A 19,463-nucleotide genomic window follows, 5' to 3' on the forward strand; every position below is an offset into this window, starting at 1 on the left:
TCCGGGGGCCGTTCGAAAAGGGCCTGGCTCTACAGCACGCACTCCGCCTCGGCGTACCGCTCGTCCGGCACCGTCTTCAGCGTCTCGACCGCCTCGGCGAGCGGGACCATCGTGATGTCCGTGCCGCGCAGCGCGGTCATCTTGCCGAACTCGCCGCGGTGCACGGCCTCCACGGCGTGCCAGCCGAAGCGGGTGGCGAGCACGCGGTCGTACGCGGTCGGGGTGCCGCCGCGCTGGACGTGCCCGAGGATCACCGGGCGCGCCTCCTTGCCCAGGCGCTGCTCCAGCTCGCCGGAGAGCCGCGTGGCGATGCCCGCGAAACGCTCGTGGCCGTACATGTCCTTGACGCCCTCGTCGAACTCCATCGTGCCCTCACGGGGCTTGGCGCCCTCGGCGGCCACGACGATCGCGAACTTCTTGCCCGCGGAGAAGCGTTCGCCGACCTTCCGCGCCAGTTCCTCGATGTCGAAGGGACGCTCCGGCACGACGATCGCGTGCGCGCCCGCGGCCATGCCCGAGTGCAGCGCGATCCAGCCGGTGTGCCGGCCCATCACCTCGACGATCAGCACCCGCTGGTGCGACTCGGCGGTCGTCTTGAGGCGGTCGAGTGCTTCGGTGGCCACGCCGACCGCGGTGTCGAAGCCGAACGTCACGTCGGTCACCGCGATGTCGTTGTCGATCGTCTTGGGCACCCCGACGATCGGCAGACCGGCGTCCGACAGGAGCCGTGCCGCCTTCAGCGTGCCTTCGCCGCCGATCGGGATGACCGCGTCGAGGCCCAGGTCGGCGAGGTGGCCCTTGGCCCGCTCGACGCCGTCGCGCAGATGCGCGGGCTGGACACGCGAGGAGCCGAGAATCGTTCCGCCTCGCGCCAGGATGCCGCCCACCGCGTCCAGGTCGAGCTTGCGGTAGTCGCATTCGAGCAGGCCGCGCCAGCCGTCGTGGAAGCCGATGACCTCGTCACCGTGGTCGACGACAGCACGGTGCACGACCGAGCGGATGACGGCGTTGAGACCGGGGCAGTCGCCGCCGGACGTGAGGACACCAATGCGCATAGCCCGTCAACGTCTTTCATAAAGAGGGGCCCTTTGCTACGTGGGCCGAAGTCCGGACCACGTCGTCCGGCGGGAACCCCGCCACCCTATAGGCGACAGGGGGCGGGGCCGCACCGGGCGTCCGACTGCTGGACGCCGCCGCTCACCTGTGCGGCGGGGGCTTCAGGCGGGCTGCTGCGCCGCGTTCATGCGCTCGGCGCGCAGCGCCTCGTACCAGCGGTCGTCCGTCGGCGGCAGCGCGTTCACGTCGAGGGCCAGCTTCAGGAGCAGGTCCGCGATCAGCGGGTTGCGGGCGAGGACGGGGCCGTGCATGTACGTGCCGAAGACCGTGCCGTTGTACGCGCCCTCCGTGCCGTCACCCGTGCCGTTGCCCCGGCCGAGCGTGACGCGGGCGAGCGGCCGCGCGGACGGGCCGATGTGCGTGATGCCCTGGTGGTTCTCGAAGCCGGTCAGCGGGGGCAGGCCGAGCTGCGGGTCGATGTCGCCGAGGACGTCGCCGACGCAGCGGTCGCCCTCGCCGCGGGTGGAGATCACGTCGAGCAGGCCGAGTCCCGGCTCGCGCTGGCCGAGGTCGTTGATGAACTCCTGGCCCAGGATCTGGTAGCCCGCGCAGACCGAGAAGACGATCGCGCCGTTGCCCACGGCACGCTGCAGGCCGCCGTCGCGCCGCAGCCGCTCGGCGGCCAGGCGCTGCGGGCGGTCCTCGCCGCCGCCGATCAGGTAGATGTCGCCGGAGGTGGGCACCGGCTGGTCGCTGCGCACGTCGTAACGCTCGACCTGGAGGCCGCGCTGGTGGGCGCGGCGCTCCACGACCAGGGCGTTGCCCTGGTCTCCGTACGTGCTGAGCAGGTCGGGGTAGACCCACACCAGCCGCAGGCTGTTGTCGCTCATGCTCATTCGTCCCTACGAGGGTCTAGAGGGTCCGGTGGGGTCAGTTGCCGACGCGGCGGCGCAGGTCCTGGAACGCGGTGTAGTTCGCGATGGTCTCGATCCGTCCGGGCGGCGCGAGCTGCACGGCCTCGTCGAGGGACTCGCAGACCCGGAAGTCCAGGCCCGCGACCTCAAGACGCACGGCGAGGTCCAGCTTGCGGTCACCGAGCACGAAGATCGGGTGTCCGGCGAGGCGGGTGTAGTCGACGTCCCACAGCCAGGAGGTGTCGGTGCCGTCGGCGCCACGGGCGTTGACGGAGAGCACCACCGGGGTGGGCGGCGGGTCGATCAGCGAAAACGTTTCGAGCCAGCCCGCGGGGTTCTTCGCGAGGAGCAGGCGCAGATCGCGGCCCTGGAACTGCACGACGTCATAGCGTCCGGCGACGGCCTGCACCTGGTACATCCGCTCCAGGGCGACCTGCGGCGGCACGCCGAAGACGGCGGCGACGGCGGCCGACGTGGTCGCGTTCGCCTTGTTCGCCCGGCCCGGCAGCTGCAGATGGATCGGCCAGGCCGAACCGTGCGGGTCCAGGACGTGGTCGCCGGAGAGCACCCAGCTGGGCGCGGGGCGGCGGAAGCCGCACTCGCCGCAGAACCAGTCGTCACCGGGGCGCTGCATCACACCGCCGCAGGAGGGGCACGACCAGGCGTCGTCCTTCCACTCCTGGCCGGCGGCCACCCACACGACGTTCGGCGACGAGGAGGCCGCCCAGACGACCAGCGGGTCGTCCGCGTTCGCGATCACGACCGCCTTGGATCCTGCCAGGCCCTCACGCCAGTTCTCGGCCATCATGCGCGTCTCGGCGGCGCGGTCCAGCTGGTCGCGCGAGAGGTTGAGCAGCGCGATCGCCTTCGGCTCCACGTCACGGGCGACACCGGCGAGGTACTTCTCGTCGACCTCGATCACGCCGAACCTGGCGTCCGAGCCGCCCGCGAGGGCCGAGGTGATACCGGCCGGCATGTTCGCGCCAAGCGCGTTCGACACCACGGGTCCGGCGGCGCGCAGTGCCTCCGCGAGGAGCCGGGTCGTGGTCGTCTTGCCGTTCGTGGCAGAGACGAGCACCACGTCCAGGTGCGTGGCCAGTCTCCCGAGCAGGTCGGGGTCGAGCTTGAGTGAGACGCGGCCGCCGATCACCGATCCGCTGCCGCGGCCCGCCGCGCGCGACACCGCCGCGGCCGCCTTGCCCGCCGTCACGGCCAGCTTGGCCCGCGGCGACAGCGGGTCCGTGTTGCCTGCCATCAGTTCTGGATCCTCCTTGCGTACGGCGCCGCGCCTGCCCCCGGCAACGCGATGAACCTCAGCCTATCGAGATCCACTCACAAGCCCGAACCGCGGCACCACCCCGACCCCGGGGCTTTCCAAGGACCGTACCCTTGCGGCCATGCGACACGGCTCGATCCCGGGCGCCTCAGGGCGCGTACGACCTCTGACACTGCTCGGTGACCCCGTGCTGCACAAGCCCTGTGAGGAGGTCACCGACTTCGGTCCTGAACTGGCCCGGCTCGTCGAGGACATGTACGCCACGATGTACGCCGCCCAGGGCGTGGGTCTGGCCGCCAACCAGATCGGCGTGAGCCGGCGGGTCTTCGTGTACGACTGCCCGGACGACGACGATGTGCGTCATCTCGGGTACGTGGTGAACCCGCGCCTCGTCGAGGTGGACGGGGTCAGCGTGCGCGGGCCCGAGGGCTGTCTCTCGCTGCCGGGCCTCGAAGCGAGCACCCCGCGCTTCGACCACGCGGTGGTGGAGGGCGTCACCATGCTCGGTGAGCCGGTGCGGGTGCACGGAACCGGCTGGTTCGCGCGCTGCCTGCAGCACGAGTGCGACCACTTGGAGGGCGGCGTCTACACCGATCACGTCACGGGCTGGCGGCGGCGCAGGGTTCTGCGGGCCGCCGCCAAGGCGTCCTGGAGCGGCTGACCTTCGACGGCCTGCCGGCTGTCAGAAGCCGGGGCCGCCGACGCGGTTGCCCGCAGCGGCGAGGCGCCCCCACAGCAGGTCGGCCAGGCTGCTCACCAACTCCGCGCGCGGGCACGGCCGTTCGCCGAGCCACCAGTCGCCCGCCGCGTGCATCATGCCGACGATGCCGTGCCCCCACACGCGCGCGAGCTGAGCGCTGCCGGGGCCGAGGTCGACCCGCTCCTCGATGACCTGCGCGAGCTCCTCGCCCATGCGGCGAAGGACCGGGGCGGAGTGCAGGCCCACGTCGAAGCCCTGCTCGCCGGGGGCGGCGCCGTCCGAAGGGTGCATGAGGAAGCGGTAGACCTGCGGGCGGGCCTCGATGGCCGCCAGGTACGTGTCAAGCGTCTGCTCGACGCGCTCCCTGCGCTCGGCCGGGGCGTCCAGGGCGGCGCGCAGCGATTCGAGGAGCGCGTCGGTGTGCCGCTTGGCGAGCGCCGCGTAAAGCCCGCCCTTGTCCCCGAAGTGGCGGTAGAGGATCGGCTTGGTGATGCCGGCCTCCGCCGCGATGGCGTTCATCGACGCTCCGGGGCCGTCGCGCAGCACCACCCGGTCGGCGGCCTCCAGCAACTCGCGCCGCCGGCGCTCGGCAGACCGTTGCTGATCGGTCTGCTGTGTGGTGGTCTCCATAGCGTTTCTCTCCCCGCCCGTGCGATTGCGTGACGCACGCGCAACGTAACACCCCGCGTGCGGTGCCGATCGAACGGGCGGCCGGGAGTTGACATCGGCTACCGGCCGGTAACAGACTCCAGTTACCGCAAGTAACGCACGTCTTCACCGCAGGTCCTGGAGGGGTCATGGCCGAGTTCACCATGGAGCTCAACGACGAACAGAAGGAGGTCCGGGACTGGCTCCACGGTTTCGCCGCTGACGTGATCCGTCCCGCGGCCGCCGAGTGGGACGAGCGTGAAGAAACCCCGTGGCCGATCATCCAGGAGGCCTCGAAGCTGGGGATCTACTCCCTCGACTTCTACGCCCAGCAGTTCTTCGACCCCACGGGCCTGGGCATCCCGATGGCGACCGAGGAGATCTTCTGGGGTGACGCGGGCATCGGCCTGTCCATCATGGGCACGGGCCTGGCCGCCGTCGGCGTCCTCGCCAACGGCACCGAGGAGCAGATCGGCACCTGGATCCCGCAGATGTACGGCGACGTGAACGACGTGAAGGTCGCCGCCTTCTGCTCCTCCGAGCCCGACGCGGGCTCCGACGTGGCGGCGATGCGCACCCGTGCCGTCTACGACGCGGCCAAGGACGAGTGGGTCCTCAACGGCACCAAGACCTGGGCGACCAACGGCGGCATAGCCAACGTCCACGTCGTCGTCGCGGTCGTCGACGCCGAGCTCGGCTCCAAGGGCCACGCCTCCTTCATCGTCCCGCCGAACACGCCCGGCCTCTCCCAGGGCCAGAAGTTCAAGAAGCACGGCATCCGCGCCTCGCACACCGCCGAGGTCGTCCTGGAGGACGTCCGCGTCCCCGGTCACTGCCTGCTCGGCGGCAAGGAGAAGCTGGACGAGCGCCTCGCCCGTGCCAGGGAGCGTGTCAAGACCGGCGGTGAGCGCGTGAAGAACGCCGCGATGGCCACCTTCGAGGCGTCCCGCCCGGCGGTCGGCGCCATGGCCGTGGGTACGGCGCGTGCCGCGTACGAGGAGGCCCTGGAGTACGCCAAGACGCGTACGCAGTTCGGTCGCCCGATCATCGACAACCAGGGCGTCGCCTTCCAGCTCGCCGACATGGCTACGCAGATCGACGCGGCCCGTCTGCTCGTCTGGCGCGCATCGTGGATGGCGAGCACGGGCAAGAAGTTCGAGTCGGCCGAGGGCTCCATGTCGAAGCTGTACGCGAGCGAGGTCGCCAAGAAGGTCACCGCGCAGGCGGTGCAGATCCTCGGCGGCAACGGCTTCACGCGTGAGTACCCGGTGGAGCGCATGCACCGTGACGCGGCGATCTACACGATCTTCGAGGGCACGAGCGAGATCCAGCGCCTGGTGATCGCTCGTACGTTGTCGGGGATGCCGATCCGTTAGGCACAGACCGCGGCCCGGGGGCCAGACCGCGGCCCGCGGGCCCTGAGGAATGCCGTAGGAGATAGACAGGCAAGTTTGCAAGTTTGCCTGTCTACCTCCTACGGTCGTGTCATGACCGACAAGCCCGGGGACCCGACCCCCGAGCAGGTCGCGGCAGATCTCACGGCCGTCATCGGACGCGTCGTGCGGCGGCTGCGAACGGCGTCACCCGGGGTCGGGCTCAGCGCGTCGCAGCGCACCGTCCTTGCCCTCCTGGACCGGGAGGGGCCCGCCACCACGGCCGCTCTGGCCCGCGCGGAGCTCGTACGGCCGCAGTCGATGCGGATGACGGTGGGCGCCCTGGAGAGCATGGAGCTGATCGAGCGTGCCCCCGACCCGGACGACGGGCGTCAGTCCGTCGTCTCCGTGACGGCCAAGGGGCGCCGCACCCTCGCGGACGCGCGCGCCGCCAAGCACGGATGGCTGTCGGGCGCCGTCGCCGACGGCCTCGATGCCGACGAGCGGCGCCAACTGGCCGACGCGGTCGTGCTGTTGGAGCGGCTGGTGCAGCAGTGAGAGCGCAGTCGCAGTCCCTCACGCGTCCGAGACCGGAGCCCGGCGCCGCCGACGGCCAACTGCCCGGCCGCACCCACGTAAGAGAGATCTGAGCCATGACTGCCACCACCCTCGACCCCACCACGGCCCTCGTCCTGGTCGACCTCCAGAAGGGCATCACCGCCCTGCCCACCGCCCACCCGTCCGCGCAGATCGTCGAACGGTCCGCCCGCCTCGCCGACGCCTTCCGCGAACGCGGCCTGCCCGTAATCCTGGTCCGGGTCACGGGCGGCGCCCCCGGGCGCACCGAAGGCCCGGTTCGGGGCGGCGATGTGCCCGCGGAGTGGGCGGACCTGGTTCCCGAACTCGGGCGCAAGGACAGTGACATCGTCGTCACGAAGCAGCAGTGGGGCGCCTTCTACGGCACCGACCTCGACCTCCAGCTGCGCCGCCGCGGCGTCACGCAGGTCGTGGTCGCAGGCATCGCGACGAGCATCGGCGTCGAGTCGACGGCCCGCGCGGCACACGAGCACGGCTACCACGTCACGGTCGCCGTCGACGCCGTGACCGACATGGACGCCGACGCGCACCGCAACAGCATCGAGAAGATCTTCCCGAAGCTCGGCGAGACGGACACAGCGGAGGCGATCGCGAAGCTGCTGTGAGCGGGCCCTACGGCTGGTACACGTACGGCGTCGTCACGCTCAGCGGCACGAAGCCCAGGCGTCGCAGGATCGGGCGGCTGTCGTCGGTGGCGTCCACCTGGAGGTAGCGGTAGCCGCGGTCGGCGGCGATGCGGGTGCGGTGGGCGACCAGGGCGCGGTAGATGCCCTTGCCCCGCCACTCGGGAGCGGTGCCGCCGCCCCACAGGCCCGCGAAGTCCGTGCCTGGGTAGAACTCCATCCGGGCCGAGCTCACCGGCACGTCGCCCGCCATCGCGACCACCGCGACGACGGCGTCCGGGGTCTCGTTCAGCTGGGTGAGGACCCTCTTGGCGAGGCGTTCACCGAGCTCCGAACTGTCCTCGCCGAACGCGGCGTTGTGGGCGTCCGCCATGAGTCGTACGCCGGACGCGTCCGTCACCGGGAGCAGGTGTACCCCCTCGGGCAGTGCGGGCTCCGTGGGCAGATCGGCGACCTCGGCCACCATCACGGTCTCCGGCGGCTCGGGAATGAAGCCGGCCGCGCGCAGCCGGTCGGCGAGGTCGGCGGGGCGGTCGTGGGAATGCAGCTTCCACTCGAACTCGCGCCCGAGAGACGTGAAGTACCGCACCTGCTCGGCGATGACGGCGTCCGCCGTGGCCGCGTCGACGTCCGCCCAGTGGACGCCGTTCCAGTCGTGCGCCGCGCCGGTCTGCCGGACGACGCCCCCGTCACGCTCGACGCGCGCGCCGGGGCTGTCCGTCCGCGCGCCGCGCCGAATCTGCCCGTCGTACGCCGTCAGTACCGCTTGATGATCCATGCGGGCACTACAGCAGGGGTGCCGGGAAGCGGCAAATGAATTTGGGGGCAGGCATCACGCCTGCCAGCGACAGCGCAGGGCCGCGGTGGCGAAGCCGGGGCCGAAGGCGATGGCGACGCCGTTCGCGCCGTCCGCGGGTGGGGCCGTGTGGGTGCGCTCCAGCACCCGCAAGACACTGACGGCACCCATGTTGCCCTCTTCGGTCAGGGTCTCCACGGAGTGGCGCACGTCGTGAGCATCGAGGTCGAGCGCCTTGGCGGTGTCCGAGATGATGCGATGGCCGCCCGGGTGGATCACCGCGAAGTCGACGTTCCGCGGGCCGAGCCAGTCCATGAGGGCCGGAAAGGTTTCGGCAGCGGCCGACGGAGCCTGCTTGGTGGAGTCGAAGTGCATTCCTTGCGCGTCGAGTCGGCCCCTGTACCGGTCGAGGCTGTCGGGGAGCGTGTATTCGAAGGTGTCCTCGATGGCCAGACCGGAGGTCAGCGGAGCCCCCGTGACGACGGCGGCGCCCGCGGCGTCCGCGAACAACGCCTTGTAGATCATCGACTCCATGCTGGTGACGGAGTGATTGTAGGAGGTGGAGAGGACTTCCGCCGCCACGACCAGGACCTTGCTGCCCGGACGAGCGGCGATGAGGTCCCGCGCCCGGATGAGGCTCTGGACGCCTCCGGCACAGGCAACGGTCGTCAGCGCGACACGGTGCACCGTTGGACGCAGGCCGAGCCGGGCGATGAGGTGGATGTCGAGATTGGGGACGGCCCAGCCGGTGGAATGCGTGGTGACGATCGCGTCGATGTCTTGCGCCCCCAGCCCGACCGCGTCGAGGGCTGCTGTGGCAGCTTGCTCGGACATCGCGACGGCATCGTCGAAAGCGGCCTGGGTGCGCTCGTGGACGTCGGCCGTGCCGGAGACGGTGGGGGAGCTGAGGGGGCGGGTGAAATGCCGGGTGCGCACACCGCAGTTGCCCACCACACGCAGGATCGCGGTGAGCCGCGGGTGATCGTGGTGGTGGGAGCGTATGTCGTCGGCTATCTCATCGGTGGTGACTTTATGGGGGCCGAACACGGTTCTGGGGCTGGAGACGAAGGCAGGCACGGTAGCTCCCACGGGTCAGGGCGGGCGGGGTGCCGTTCAACGTACTTGAGGGGGCTGAATTCGTACCCCCTTGCTGCCATCGGGAATCTGCTGGCCGACGTGCCGTCAGTCGGCTCGAAGCATCGGCGCACGCGTGTGGCTGCGATGGGATCCTGCTTTGAATATCAGGATGAACAGCCTTGAACCGGGCGCCGCCATGGGTTGTGCCGCGCAGATCGACACCCAGCCCGGCCCATGTTCCGCGTGCCGCAGGGGGCGTTCGTGCCCGTCAGGGTGGATCAGGGCACCGTCAGCCTCGTAAAGAGAGGACATCTCGGGGTCGGCGAGAACCTCCTTCTCGATCTGGCGGAGGATCTCGTCGTCGGGCCTGGCAGTGAGCGCGGCGCGCAGCTGTGGCAGAACCATGGGAACCCACGAGTTGCGCCAGTCCGTCAGGGCTTCGCGGCCGTTGTGTTCGAGGAGCATCCATCGCATCGTGTTGCTCGGCACCTTGCCTCGGGGGAACAGGGCGGCGAAGGCGGCGTTGTACGCGAGCAGCTCCCAAGAAGCGTCGGTGACGTACGCCATGTGTCCGATGCCGTCCACGGCCTCCCGCCAGACGCCGGCAATCTCTTTGCCGGACGACGAGTACAGCGGCCCGGGTGGCTCCTGCCGCAGCGCGTACCGACACAGCGACACCCACTCCTGCTCATTGAGCCCGAACAGCCGGGCCACGTCCCGCAACAGCGAAGCAGGCGGATTCGGGTAACTGCCCGACTCCAGGCGGTGGTACGTCCCGATGGCCCGGTGCAGCAGCTGGTCCACCTGGTGCTGGGAGAGGCCGCGGGCGCGGCGCCCCTGGCCCGTGGGACGGCGGAAGCCGTGCGATTCGGGGGCGATGAGGGCGCGTCGTTCGCGGAGCAGAGCGCGGAGCGCCGTCTTGTTCATGGTGGGTAATCCCTCTTGGTGCACGCCGAGTTGAGCATCAGCAGTCTAAATATTCTCACCAGCTTTGGTAGTAAAGATTGCCCGAAGAAAAACGATCAGTCGATGCTGCATCATGGACGGAGCGGGACCACCGACCTGCGAGTTCCATCGTCGGTGGGCACGCGGACACAACTGTGGGGCATCTTGACCGAGGAGCTTGAAATTGGCTGAAATTCCTCGGCGTTGGGTACCCCCTAGGCCCATTGGGCCGCTGCGGGAAGAGTATGGATCGGTTGTTCGTATTCCGATGTGTGTGGTCGGAATCGTCGCACTCGGGACGTACGACGCATGACTTCCCGAATCGGCTCCTGGGTCCACTGGCTGCGGCCGGTGCCGTCACTCGCCATTACGTAGCGGCCACGGTACCGGCCGCCCGCGGTTGTCCCCGGGCGGTTCACGGGGTGGTTCACCGGGTGGGAAGTTACTCCTCGGCCAGGGCCAGGATCTCCGTCACGCGCAGACCGAACCGCACGTCGCAGGCGTGCGGTTGACCGGATCGCGCCGACTCGACGAGTGCGTCGACCGCCGAGCGGAAGGCGTCGAGCGCGCCGCCTCCCGACGGCATCAGCACCGTCCCCGCCTCGCCGCGCAGCTCCACCGTCACCCCCGAAGCCTTCTCGGGCGTCGTCAGGCTCAGCGTCGCCGTGCTCGACGCGCCGCCGCTGTGCCGCAGGATCAGATGGACCAGGTCCGCCTGACCTGCCGCCGCCGTCACGTCGGTCACGTCGCCGAGCACCGGCATCAGGACGGAGAGGGCGTGCGGGCCGACGTCCCACAGGCCGCCTCGCCGCGCCCGCCAGGGCGAGGAGAACGGGCTGGTGCCGTCCGCCGAGTAGAACGAGCTGTACCAGTCGGCGCGGCCCGCGAACCAGCCCTCCGTGGCCGCCTGCTCGCTCACCCATGCCGACGTCGGGCCTGCGAAGCGCAGCGTGAAGAAGACGACGGACGCCACCCGGGCCGTCTCGGCCGCCACCGCGAGGTCGCGCGCCGCGGCCACCGTCGTCGCCACCGGCTTGTCCAGGAGCAGATGGCAGCCCGCCGCCGCGGCCCGCGCGGCCAGCGGTGCCTGCACGTCCGGGGGTACCGCGAACGCCACCGCGTCGCTCGCGGCGAACAGTTCGTCCACGTCCGCGTACGCCGTGGTCGCGTGCGCCGAGGCCAGCGCGGCCGCCGCGTCGGGCCGCCGTCCCCACACGCCGCGGAGCTCCACGTCCGGGTGCGCGGCGAGCGCGGGAGCGTGCGCGGACGAGGCCCAGGGACCCGTGCCGACCAGTCCAATTCGCAGTCTCTTCATGGTCGGCATTATGGCTGACTCCGTACTGTCGGCGGTGGCGAAGCCCAGTGCCCGCAAGGCAGTTGGCCGCTCTTCGTTCTTGTTTCCAAGCCGCGAGTGGCTGGATCTCGTATCCGAAACCTGCCGTGGTGAAAGCGCATTCACCCGCTATGGTGAATTGCCATTCACTTCGCTTCGCCTCCGTCCACTTCTGCGGACATTCGTGCCCGTGCTGGAGTGATCATGAAGTTCGCCCCGATATCTTCCGCAGATAGCGCAGGCATATGCACATGACCACATCCGCCTCCGGGGCGGCGACGGAACCCGAGGCCTCCCTCGCCGCGCCCGCACGCCGCGACGCCGAAGCGACGAAGGCCGCCATCATCCGCGCCGCCCGCTACCTCCTGGCGCGGCACGCCCACGCCGACATCACGCTCAAGGCGGTGGCCGAACGGGCCGGTGTGAGCGCGCCGCTGATCCTGAAGTACTTCGGCAACAAGGACGCGCTCTTCGCCCGCGTCATGTCCTTCGAGGCCGACGTCGAGGGACTGCTCGACGCGCCCCTCGCCGCACTGGGCCACCACATGGTCCACCACCTGCTGACCGGCCAGGCCGAGCACGGCGCCGACCCCATCCTGCGGATCGTCTTCGCCCCGCTCCACCGCGAGCAGGGCGACACCCTGCGCACGAACTTCCGTACGCAGGTGGTGCACCGCCTCAGCGAACGCCTCGAAGGGCCGGACGCCGGCGTGCGCGCCGAGCTCGCGGTGGGCACACTGCTCGGTCTCGGCGTGATGTACGGAATAGCCCGCGGGCCGCACTTGCGCGGTACACCCGTCGCCGAGATCACCGAGCTGTACGCGCCCACGGTGCAGGCCTTCCTCACGCCTCCGTGAGGGCGACGCCCGGCCCTCGGATCCCCCTCGACCTCCGGAACGGAGAGCACGTATGAACGACGCGAGCGAACGCCCTGCCCTGGCAAGCGAGTTGGGCATGGAGCCGCACCCGGAAGGCGGCTGGTTCGTCGAGACCTGGGTCTCGGACCACTCCTTCACGCCCACCGGCTACCCCGGCGCGCGGACGGCGGCCACCGCCATCTACTTCCTGCTCTGCCCGGGGGAGGAGTCCCGCTGGCACGTGGTGCGCTCCGACGAGATCTGGCTGTGGCACCGCGGCGGCCCCCTGGATCTGCGCCTGGGAGGTGACGGCGCGCTCCCGAAGGAGGGCGCGGCACCCATGCGCCTCGGTCCGGGCGTCGAGCACGGTGAGCGCCCGCAGATCCTGGTGCCCGGCGGTGTATGGCAGGCGGCGCGCCCCACCGGCGACGAACCGGTCCTGGTGAGCTGCGTCGTCGCGCCCGGCTTCGACTACGCGGACTTCCGGCTGGCGGACTGACGCGGTGCGCTCGCCGGTTCCTCCCGCCGGGAGCACACCACCGATGCCTCCGGCTCCTTCCCCCGGTGCACGACCGCGACCGCCGCGAGCCCGACCGCGAGGCCCAACGCCGTCTGTACGCCGAAGGGTTCGCCGAACATCAGGGCACCCCACAGGGCCGTCACCGGCGCCATCAGGAACATCAGCGTGTTGACCTGCGTGACCCCGGAGCGCCGCAGGATCAGCCAGTAGAGCCCGTACCCGCCGAAGGTGGAGAGCGTCACCAGCCAGCTGATCGCCACCCAGAAGGACGTCTCCGCCGGCGGTGTCGCGGCGCCCGCGCCCACCGCGAGCGCCGTGAAGATGACGGCGCTGGTCACGCAGTGGACCGTCATCGAGACCGCCGGGGCGACCGGGCGTGGGGAGCGGCGGTCCAGGAAGGTCGCCGCGACCAGGGAGAACATCCCGAGGAACGGCACCAGGTAGGCCCACCAGGGGGCGTCGGTGCCGCCCGTGGCGTCCGCCGCCGTCACGATGACGACCCCGGTCACGCCGAGCCCGAGGCCCACCCACTGCGTGCGCGAGACGTACTGGCCGAGCAGCGGTCCGGCGAGCGCGCCCGCCACCAGTGGCTGGGTGCCGTCGATCAGGGCGGTGGTGCCGCTGGAGACGCCGAGCTGGATCGCGTAGTACACGGTGAGCAGATAGCCGCTCTGCGACAGCGCCCCGACGACCGCCTGCCGTATCGCGTCACGTGCCGTGAAGCCGCGCCAGGACGCCCGCGCCACGGTGAGGGCGACGACCGCGAGCACGAGGGCCAGCGGCAGGAACCGCCACATGAGGACGGTCACGGCGGACGCGCTCCCGGCGCCCAGCTTGGCTCCGATGAAGCCCGAGCTCCAGGTCAGTACGAACGCGATCGAGAGCAGAAAGTTCATGGTGTGCCTCCGAGTGCCCCACCGAGTGAGGTAAACCGATCTGTCTACTTCTGCCGAGTATACAGATCGGTTTACTATGGGGGCATGGCCGAGCTACTGAGTGAGATCGTGAAGGACGCCGCCGGAGCCGAAGGCGGGCCGCGGAGGATCGTCATGACGCCGGGCGCGCGGCGCGCGCTCGACGCCGCGAGCGCGCTGTTCTACGACCGCGGCATCCACGCCGTCGGGGTGGACCTCATCGCCGCCGAGGCCGGGGTCACCAAGAAGACGCTCTACGACCGCTTCGGCTCCAAGGAGCAGATCGTCGTCGAGTATCTGGCGGCCCGCGACGAGCGCTGGCAGGCCTTCCTCGCTCCGTACGTCGAGGCCGCGAACACCCCGCGGGCCAGGATCCTGGCCGTTTTCGACGCCTCGCGCGACTGGGCCGGCGCGAACAGCGCCAAGGGCTGCAGCATGGTCAACGCGCATGCCGAGATCAGTGACCCCGCGCACCCCGCGTATCAGGTCATCACCGGCCAGAAGGCCTGGATGCTCGCCCTGTTCACCGGCCTCGCCCGCGACATCGCGCCCCGGCGGGCGGCGAAACTCGGCCGGACGCTCATGCTGCTGCACGAGGGCGGCCTGGTCGCGCACGGCCTGCGGATCTTCCCGGACGCGATCGACCACGCACGTGACGAGGCGGCGGCGCTGCTCCGTGACGCTCTCCGCGTCACCCCCGACGCTGATGAAAAGCGCAGGTGAGAACCCCTTTGCGAGCCCCTTTGGGGAAGTCTTTGCCGTTGGCCGGAATGTGTCGTTCCGTGTTACGGGCTCATTGACCGTACGCAGTCGCGGGGCGCACGCTGGCCATATAGATGCTGCCTACATCTAGTGCCGCCTGTACCTAGTTCCTCGGGTGGTGGCGCACGGGCAGCGTGAAGCAGGAGGTAGCGCATGTGTGGCATTACTGGCTGGGTCTCCTTCGACCGTGATCTGCGGTCCGCGTCCGGCACGTTGGACGCGATGACCGAGACGATGTCCTGCCGCGGCCCCGACGACCGCGGAACCTGGACCGAAGGCCCCGCCGGGCTCGGGCACCGCAGGCTCGCCATCATCGACCTGCCCGGCGGGCGCCAGCCCATGACCGTGCGGACACCGCGCGGCACCGTCGCCCTCGTCTACTCGGGGGAGACCTACAACTTCACCGAACTGCGCCGCGAACTGACCGGGCGCGGCCACGAGTTCACCACCGACTCCGACACCGAGGTCGTCCTGCGCGGCTATCTGGAGTGGGGCGAGGCGGTCGCAGAACGGCTCAACGGCATGTACGCGTTCGCGGTGTGGGACGGCAGGCACGACAAGCTCGTCATGATCCGCGACCGGATGGGCATCAAGCCCTTCTACTATTACGAGACCCCGGACGGCGTCCTCTTCGGCTCCGAACCCAAGGCGATCCTCGCCAACCCGCTGGCCCGCGCCCGGGTGACCGCCGACGGACTGCGGGAGGTCTTCACCGTCGTCAAGACCCCTGGCCACGCCGTGTGGGACGGCATGAACGAGGTCGAACCCGGCACCGTCGTGACCGTCGACCGCTCCGGTCTGCGCCGCCACGTCTACTGGCAGCTGGAGACCCGTCCGCACACCGACGGCCGCGACGAGTCCGTCGCCAAGGTGCGTGAACTCCTCGACGACATCGTGCGCCGCCAGCTCGTCTCGGACGTGCCGCGCTGCACCCTGCTCTCCGGCGGCCTCGACTCCTCGGCGATGACCGCGCTCGCCGCTCGTCAACTCGGCGAAGCGGGCGAGACCGTACGCAGCTTCGCCGTGGACTTCGTCGGCCAGAGCGAGAACTTCGTCGCCGACGCGCTGCGCTCCACCCCGGACACCCCCTACGTGCACGACGTGGCCAAGGCCGCCGGCACCGATCACCGCGACATCGTCCTGGACTCGCACGCCCTCGCCGACCCCGAGGTCCGGGCCAAGATGATCAGCGCCCGCGACCTGCCCATGGGCTTCGGCGACATGGACGCCTCCCTCTACCTCCTCTTCCGGGCCATCCGCGAACACTCGACGGTCGCGCTCTCGGGGGAGTCCGCTGACGAGGTCTTCGGCGGCTACCTCCAGTTCTTCGACGAGGAGGCGCGCAACGCCGACACCTTCCCCTGGCTGGTGAAGTTCGCCGAGCAGTTCGGCGACGACGCCGGCGTCCTGCGCCCCGACCTGACCGCCGCCCTCGACCTGCCCTCGTACATCCAGGGCAGTTACGACACGGCCGTCGGCGGCATCGAACGGCTCGACGGCGAGAGTGACTTCGAGTTCCGGATGCGCAAGATCTGCCACCTGCACCTGACCCGGTTCGTGCGCGTCCTGCTCGACCGCAAGGACCGCGCGAGCATGGCCGTCGGGCTCGAGGTGCGAGTGCCGTTCTGCGACCACCGCCTGGTCGAGTACGTCTACAACGCCCCCTGGTCCCTGAAGTCCTTCGACGGCAGGGAGAAGAGCCTGCTGCGGGAGGCGACGGCGGACGTCCTGCCGCGCTCCGTGTACGACCGCGTGAAGAGCCCCTACCCCTCCACGCAGGACCCCAAGTACGCCGTCGCCCTCCAGGGACACGTCAAGGATCTGCTCGCCGAGCCCGCCCACCCGGTCTTCGACCTCGTCGACCGGGACCGGGTGAAGCGGGCGGCGGGACGCGACGTGCCGCAGATCACCCAGGCGTCCCGGCGTGGCCTCGAACGCACGCTGGATCTGGCGCTCTGGCTTGAGCTGTACAAGCCGGAGATCTCCCTGGCCTGAGCCGGCCCGCCCCGGAACTCACTGTCCCGAGCAGCTGCGGACCGCCGGCTGCGGTGGTACCCGTCCCTCGGGGGCGGGCTCCACCGCGACCGCTGTGGCCGCGAGGGTGTCGAGGAAGCGCTGGAGCGCGGGTGCGCCACCGGGACCCAGGCGCCGGCGGATCGGCGGCACGGCCGCCGGAGCGCCGGAGCCGCGCCGGGCCCCGGCGGTGGGAAAGGGGAGCTCCGTGGCGTCGACGGTCACGGCCCGGCGTATGAACTCATCGACCGGGAGCCCGAGTTGGTCCGCGTTCCGCAGGACCGCTTCGTACTCGTCGGGCGTGAACAAGACCTGCACAGGCTTGGCACCGTCCATGAACGCATGATGCCGGTCCGAGGGTGCGCCGCGCGGTGCGGTTGGCATATTCGCGCTCGAAGGCGTGAAACGGACCGGAGTGGACATGAACGGTCGGAAATAGAGGTAGGCCCCGACCGGACGGGGGAATCGCGATCGGGACCTACGCACTGTTCAACGGTGAACCAACCATCGGTGTTCCCAGGTGAGGCGCCTGTTGTTGTGAGCTGTGTTACGTGTGCGCGGGTGGTCTCGTCACGTGCGCGCGGGTGCCAGGGAACGCGCGACGCGGAACCCCACGTCGTCGATCCGGAACGTCGGGTGGCTGCGGCGCCGCACCGAGGCCCGGCAGCTCCAGTGCTCGTCGAACCACCCACCGCCACGGAGCACCCGATAGGTGCCATAGACCTCGGGGTCGTAGAGATCCCAGCACCACTCCCACACGTTGCCGATCATGTCGTGCAAGCCCCACGCGTTGGGCCGCTTGCCGCCCACGTCGTGGATCCGTCCGGAGCCGTTGCCGCCGTGCCAGGCGATCTCGTCGAGCGGCCCGTACCGCGCACCGGCCGTGCCGGCCCGGCACGCGTGCTCCCACTCGGCCTCGGTCGGCAGTCGGTATCCGTCCGCGGACGCGTCCCACTCGGCGCCCTCATCGCTGCCGAGGAGGTAGGCGGGAGTCAGTCCCTCGCGCAGGGACAGGGCGTTGCAGAACCGGACCGCGTCCAGCCAGGAAACGCCCTCGACGGGCAGCCGGTCGCCGTGCGCGCTGCTCGGGCGCTCGCCGGTGACCTGCGCGTACTGCTCCTGGGTGACGGGGAAGGCGGCCAGTTCGTGGGCCGCGACCTCGACCGGCCAGCTGCGTCGCGTCCGCCGGTCCGACAGTGTCACCTGCCCCGCCGGGACGCTGATCATCTCGTTCTCCGTACTCAGGTCGACGACAGGCGGGCCGCACGCATCTGCAGGTAGCGCGTCTCGGGGATGCTCAGCGTACGCTTGGCCGCCAACTGGTAGGCGGCGCGGGCCGCGTCCGTCTCGCCCGCCCGCTCCAGGAGGTGGGCGCGCACGGCGTCGAGCCGGTGATGGCCCGCCAACCGGTCCTCAAGGGCCGCGACTTCGGCAAGACCGGCGCGCGGCCCGTGCACCATCGCGAAGGCCACGGCCCGGCTGAGTTCGGCCATGGGTTCGGGAGCACGGCGTACGAGGATGTCGTAGAGGGCGAGGATCTGCGGCCAGTCGGTGTCGTCGGCGCGCGCGGCCTCGTCGTGCAGCGCGGCGATCGCCGCCTGCAACTGGTAGGCGCCCGCGGGGCCTTGGGACAGGGCCTTCTCGACCAGCGCGGAGCCTTCCTCGATCGCGCGCCGGTCCCAGCGTGAGCGGTCCTGTTCGTCGAGCGGGATCAGCTCACCGTGCGGGCCGGTGCGGGCAGCGCTGCGGGCCTCGGTGAGCAGCATGAGCGCGAGCAGCCCGGTCACCGCGCCGTCCTCGGGCAGCAGCGTGCGCACGGAACGGGTGAGCCGGATCGCCTCCCGCGCGAGATCCGAGCGGTGCAGGGCGCTGCCGGACGTCGCGGTGTACCCCTCGTTGAAGATGAGGTAGAGCACCTGGAGCACCACAGCGAGCCGCTGATCACGGTCCTTCGCGCACGGCTGCCGGAACGGCACCCCCTTGACCTTCGCCTTCGCCCTGCTGATGCGCTGCGCCATCGTCGACTCGGGCACGAGATGGGCGCGGGCGATCTCCGCCGTGGTCAGACCGCCGACCGCGCGCAGCGTGAGGGCGACCTGCGCGGCCGGGCTCAGCCCCGGATGGCAGCACAGGAAGAGCAGGGTCAGGGTGTCGTCGTCGGACGGCGCGCGGCCCTCGCCCGGCGCGGGCGCCGTGAAGGCGTCCCGCGGCGACATCTGGGCGGCCTCCTCCTCCCGTCTGCGCCGCGCCTCGTCACTGCGCAGCTGATCCATGAGCCGCCGCGACGCGACCCTGATCAGCCAGCCGCGCGGATTCTCGGGAACACCCTGATCGGGCCACTGCCGCGCGGCGGCGAGCAGAGCCTCCTGCACGGCGTCCTCGGCCTCGCCGAAGTGCCCGTACCGGCGCACGAGCGCACCGAGGACCTGCGGCGCGTGCAGGCGCAGCAGGTCCTCGACCGTGGCGGTGCCGTTCAGCACGCTTCGTCGGGGCCGCCCATGATCTGGCGGATCACGACGGGGTAGTTCGGTGCGCCCTCGGGAATCGGGCACTGCTGGATGCGGTTGGCGATCTCCGTGACGCGGTCCAGGCTCGCGCAGTCGAGAACCCAGTACCCGGCGAGGACCTCCTTCGTCTCGCCGTAGGGACCGTCCGTGATGACCGGCCGGCCGTCCTTGTCCACGTCGACCAGACGGGTCTGCGCGGGCTCGGCAAGGCCCTGCCCGTCGACGATCTCGCCGGACTCCGCCAGATCGTCGTTGAGCGCGCCCATGAAGGCGAACATCGCCTGCAGGTCCTTCTCGCTCCACGCCGGGCTTGTCGCGTTGCCCTTGCCGCTCTGCGCCTCGTAGTCCGCCTGCGTGCCCTGAACCATCACCAGGTACTTCATGATGTCGCTCCTCGGCTGTGCGGTGGTCACCCCTTGTGGGCAACTCTCACAGGGGACGTCGGAGCGGACGACCCGTTCTCGACATTACGCCGGAACAATTTCGACGCCCTGCCGAAGGGGCGTGTCCGCCCGCTGCCCCGGGCCCCGGCCCACCGGGACATTTCGGTAG

General features: G+C 70.5%; 21 protein-coding genes. 8 read left to right on the forward strand and 13 right to left on the reverse strand.

The window, feature by feature from the left end:
- Nucleotides 1–29: 29 nt before the first annotated feature.
- From E5671_RS40615 to E5671_RS40625, 3 genes are all read right to left on the reverse strand, one after another.
- Complete coding sequence (locus tag E5671_RS40615) at nucleotides 30–1,055, reverse strand: 6-phosphofructokinase (RefSeq protein ID WP_160509219.1); 1,026 nt, start codon at nucleotides 1,053–1,055, stop codon at nucleotides 30–32.
- Nucleotides 1,056–1,217: 162 nt separating this feature from the next.
- Nucleotides 1,218–1,946: a type 1 glutamine amidotransferase gene (locus E5671_RS40620; protein ID WP_160509220.1), complete on the reverse strand. Its 729-nt coding sequence runs from the start codon at nucleotides 1,944–1,946 to the stop codon at nucleotides 1,218–1,220.
- A gap of 40 nt (nucleotides 1,947–1,986) precedes the next feature.
- A complete protein-coding gene (locus E5671_RS40625) occupies nucleotides 1,987–3,225 on the reverse strand; it encodes a MurT ligase domain-containing protein (RefSeq protein ID WP_160509221.1) in 1,239 nt (412 codons plus the stop codon).
- 142 nt (nucleotides 3,226–3,367) lie between these two features.
- Between E5671_RS40625 and def the strand changes: the two genes are divergently transcribed.
- The gene (def, locus tag E5671_RS40630; RefSeq protein ID WP_160509222.1) at nucleotides 3,368–3,907 is read left to right on the forward strand and encodes a peptide deformylase; all 540 of its coding nucleotides are present in this window, start codon (nucleotides 3,368–3,370) and stop codon (nucleotides 3,905–3,907) included.
- A 21-nt stretch (nucleotides 3,908–3,928) separates the two neighbouring features.
- On the opposite strand, the gene E5671_RS40635 is transcribed toward def, so the two are convergent.
- Complete coding sequence (locus E5671_RS40635; RefSeq protein WP_160509223.1) at nucleotides 3,929–4,576, reverse strand: TetR family transcriptional regulator; 648 nt, start codon at nucleotides 4,574–4,576, stop codon at nucleotides 3,929–3,931.
- 167 nt (nucleotides 4,577–4,743) lie between these two features.
- Between E5671_RS40635 and E5671_RS40640 the strand changes: the two genes are divergently transcribed.
- The 3 genes from E5671_RS40640 to E5671_RS40650 all read left to right on the forward strand — a co-directional run bounded on the left by E5671_RS40640 (nucleotide 4,744) and on the right by E5671_RS40650 (nucleotide 7,169).
- Nucleotides 4,744–5,970, forward strand: coding sequence for an acyl-CoA dehydrogenase family protein (locus E5671_RS40640; protein WP_160509224.1), 1,227 nt, complete (start codon nucleotides 4,744–4,746; stop codon nucleotides 5,968–5,970).
- A 111-nt stretch (nucleotides 5,971–6,081) separates the two neighbouring features.
- The gene (locus E5671_RS40645; RefSeq protein ID WP_160509225.1) at nucleotides 6,082–6,525 is read left to right on the forward strand and encodes a MarR family winged helix-turn-helix transcriptional regulator; all 444 of its coding nucleotides are present in this window, start codon (nucleotides 6,082–6,084) and stop codon (nucleotides 6,523–6,525) included.
- A 95-nt stretch (nucleotides 6,526–6,620) separates the two neighbouring features.
- Nucleotides 6,621–7,169 (forward strand): isochorismatase family protein, encoded by a 549-nt coding sequence (locus E5671_RS40650; protein WP_160509226.1) that lies wholly within the window; start codon nucleotides 6,621–6,623, stop codon nucleotides 7,167–7,169.
- A gap of 7 nt (nucleotides 7,170–7,176) precedes the next feature.
- On the opposite strand, the gene E5671_RS40655 is transcribed toward E5671_RS40650, so the two are convergent.
- From E5671_RS40655 to E5671_RS40670, 4 genes are all read right to left on the reverse strand, one after another.
- The gene (locus tag E5671_RS40655) at nucleotides 7,177–7,965 is read right to left on the reverse strand and encodes a GNAT family N-acetyltransferase (RefSeq protein ID WP_160509227.1); all 789 of its coding nucleotides are present in this window, start codon (nucleotides 7,963–7,965) and stop codon (nucleotides 7,177–7,179) included.
- 54 nt (nucleotides 7,966–8,019) lie between these two features.
- Nucleotides 8,020–9,060 (reverse strand): 3-oxoacyl-[acyl-carrier-protein] synthase III C-terminal domain-containing protein, encoded by a 1,041-nt coding sequence (locus E5671_RS40660; protein ID WP_160509228.1) that lies wholly within the window; start codon nucleotides 9,058–9,060, stop codon nucleotides 8,020–8,022.
- 105 nt (nucleotides 9,061–9,165) lie between these two features.
- Entirely contained in the window at nucleotides 9,166–9,987 is an 822-nt protein-coding gene (locus E5671_RS40665) for an MmyB family transcriptional regulator (protein ID WP_160509229.1), read from the reverse strand.
- A 460-nt stretch (nucleotides 9,988–10,447) separates the two neighbouring features.
- Complete coding sequence (locus E5671_RS40670; protein ID WP_443032764.1) at nucleotides 10,448–11,320, reverse strand: Gfo/Idh/MocA family protein; 873 nt, start codon at nucleotides 11,318–11,320, stop codon at nucleotides 10,448–10,450.
- A gap of 269 nt (nucleotides 11,321–11,589) precedes the next feature.
- Here E5671_RS40670 and E5671_RS40675 point away from each other — a divergent pair, with 269 nt between their 5' ends.
- Nucleotides 11,590–12,195: a TetR/AcrR family transcriptional regulator gene (locus tag E5671_RS40675; RefSeq protein WP_160509231.1), complete on the forward strand. Its 606-nt coding sequence runs from the start codon at nucleotides 11,590–11,592 to the stop codon at nucleotides 12,193–12,195.
- Nucleotides 12,196–12,247: 52 nt separating this feature from the next.
- Nucleotides 12,248–12,694, forward strand: a complete 447-nt coding sequence (locus E5671_RS40680) for a cupin domain-containing protein (protein WP_160509232.1) — start codon at nucleotides 12,248–12,250, stop codon at nucleotides 12,692–12,694.
- Here the strand turns inward: E5671_RS40680 and E5671_RS40685 are convergent.
- Nucleotides 12,667–13,611 carry a DMT family transporter gene (locus tag E5671_RS40685; RefSeq protein WP_160509233.1) on the reverse strand — a complete coding sequence of 315 codons (945 nt, stop codon included), beginning with the start codon at nucleotides 13,609–13,611 and terminating at the stop codon, nucleotides 12,667–12,669. The two genes, E5671_RS40680 and E5671_RS40685, sit on opposite strands and share 28 nt — an antisense overlap.
- Nucleotides 13,612–13,764: 153 nt before the next feature.
- On the opposite strand from E5671_RS40685, the gene E5671_RS40690 reads away from it, so the two are divergent.
- Complete coding sequence (locus E5671_RS40690) at nucleotides 13,765–14,352, forward strand: TetR/AcrR family transcriptional regulator (RefSeq protein WP_160510737.1); 588 nt, start codon at nucleotides 13,765–13,767, stop codon at nucleotides 14,350–14,352.
- A gap of 192 nt (nucleotides 14,353–14,544) precedes the next feature.
- The gene (asnB, locus tag E5671_RS40695; RefSeq protein WP_160509234.1) at nucleotides 14,545–16,386 is read left to right on the forward strand and encodes an asparagine synthase (glutamine-hydrolyzing); all 1,842 of its coding nucleotides are present in this window, start codon (nucleotides 14,545–14,547) and stop codon (nucleotides 16,384–16,386) included.
- Between the two features lie 18 nt (nucleotides 16,387–16,404).
- On the opposite strand, the gene E5671_RS40700 is transcribed toward asnB, so the two are convergent.
- From E5671_RS40700 to E5671_RS40715, 4 genes are all read right to left on the reverse strand, one after another.
- Nucleotides 16,405–16,740, reverse strand: coding sequence for a hypothetical protein (locus E5671_RS40700; RefSeq protein WP_160509235.1), 336 nt, complete (start codon nucleotides 16,738–16,740; stop codon nucleotides 16,405–16,407).
- Nucleotides 16,741–16,974: 234 nt separating this feature from the next.
- Nucleotides 16,975–17,631, reverse strand: a complete 657-nt coding sequence (locus E5671_RS40705) for a formylglycine-generating enzyme family protein (RefSeq protein WP_160509236.1) — start codon at nucleotides 17,629–17,631, stop codon at nucleotides 16,975–16,977.
- A gap of 14 nt (nucleotides 17,632–17,645) precedes the next feature.
- Nucleotides 17,646–18,884 (reverse strand): RNA polymerase sigma factor, encoded by a 1,239-nt coding sequence (locus E5671_RS40710; protein ID WP_443032765.1) that lies wholly within the window; start codon nucleotides 18,882–18,884, stop codon nucleotides 17,646–17,648.
- Nucleotides 18,878–19,294, reverse strand: coding sequence for a YciI family protein (locus E5671_RS40715; protein ID WP_160509237.1), 417 nt, complete (start codon nucleotides 19,292–19,294; stop codon nucleotides 18,878–18,880). The genes E5671_RS40710 and E5671_RS40715 overlap by 7 nt, the downstream gene beginning before the upstream one ends.
- Nucleotides 19,295–19,463: the final 169 nt, after the last annotated feature.

The organism is Streptomyces sp. BA2 (assembly GCF_009769735.1).
GTDB lineage: Bacteria > Actinomycetota > Actinomycetes > Streptomycetales > Streptomycetaceae > Streptomyces.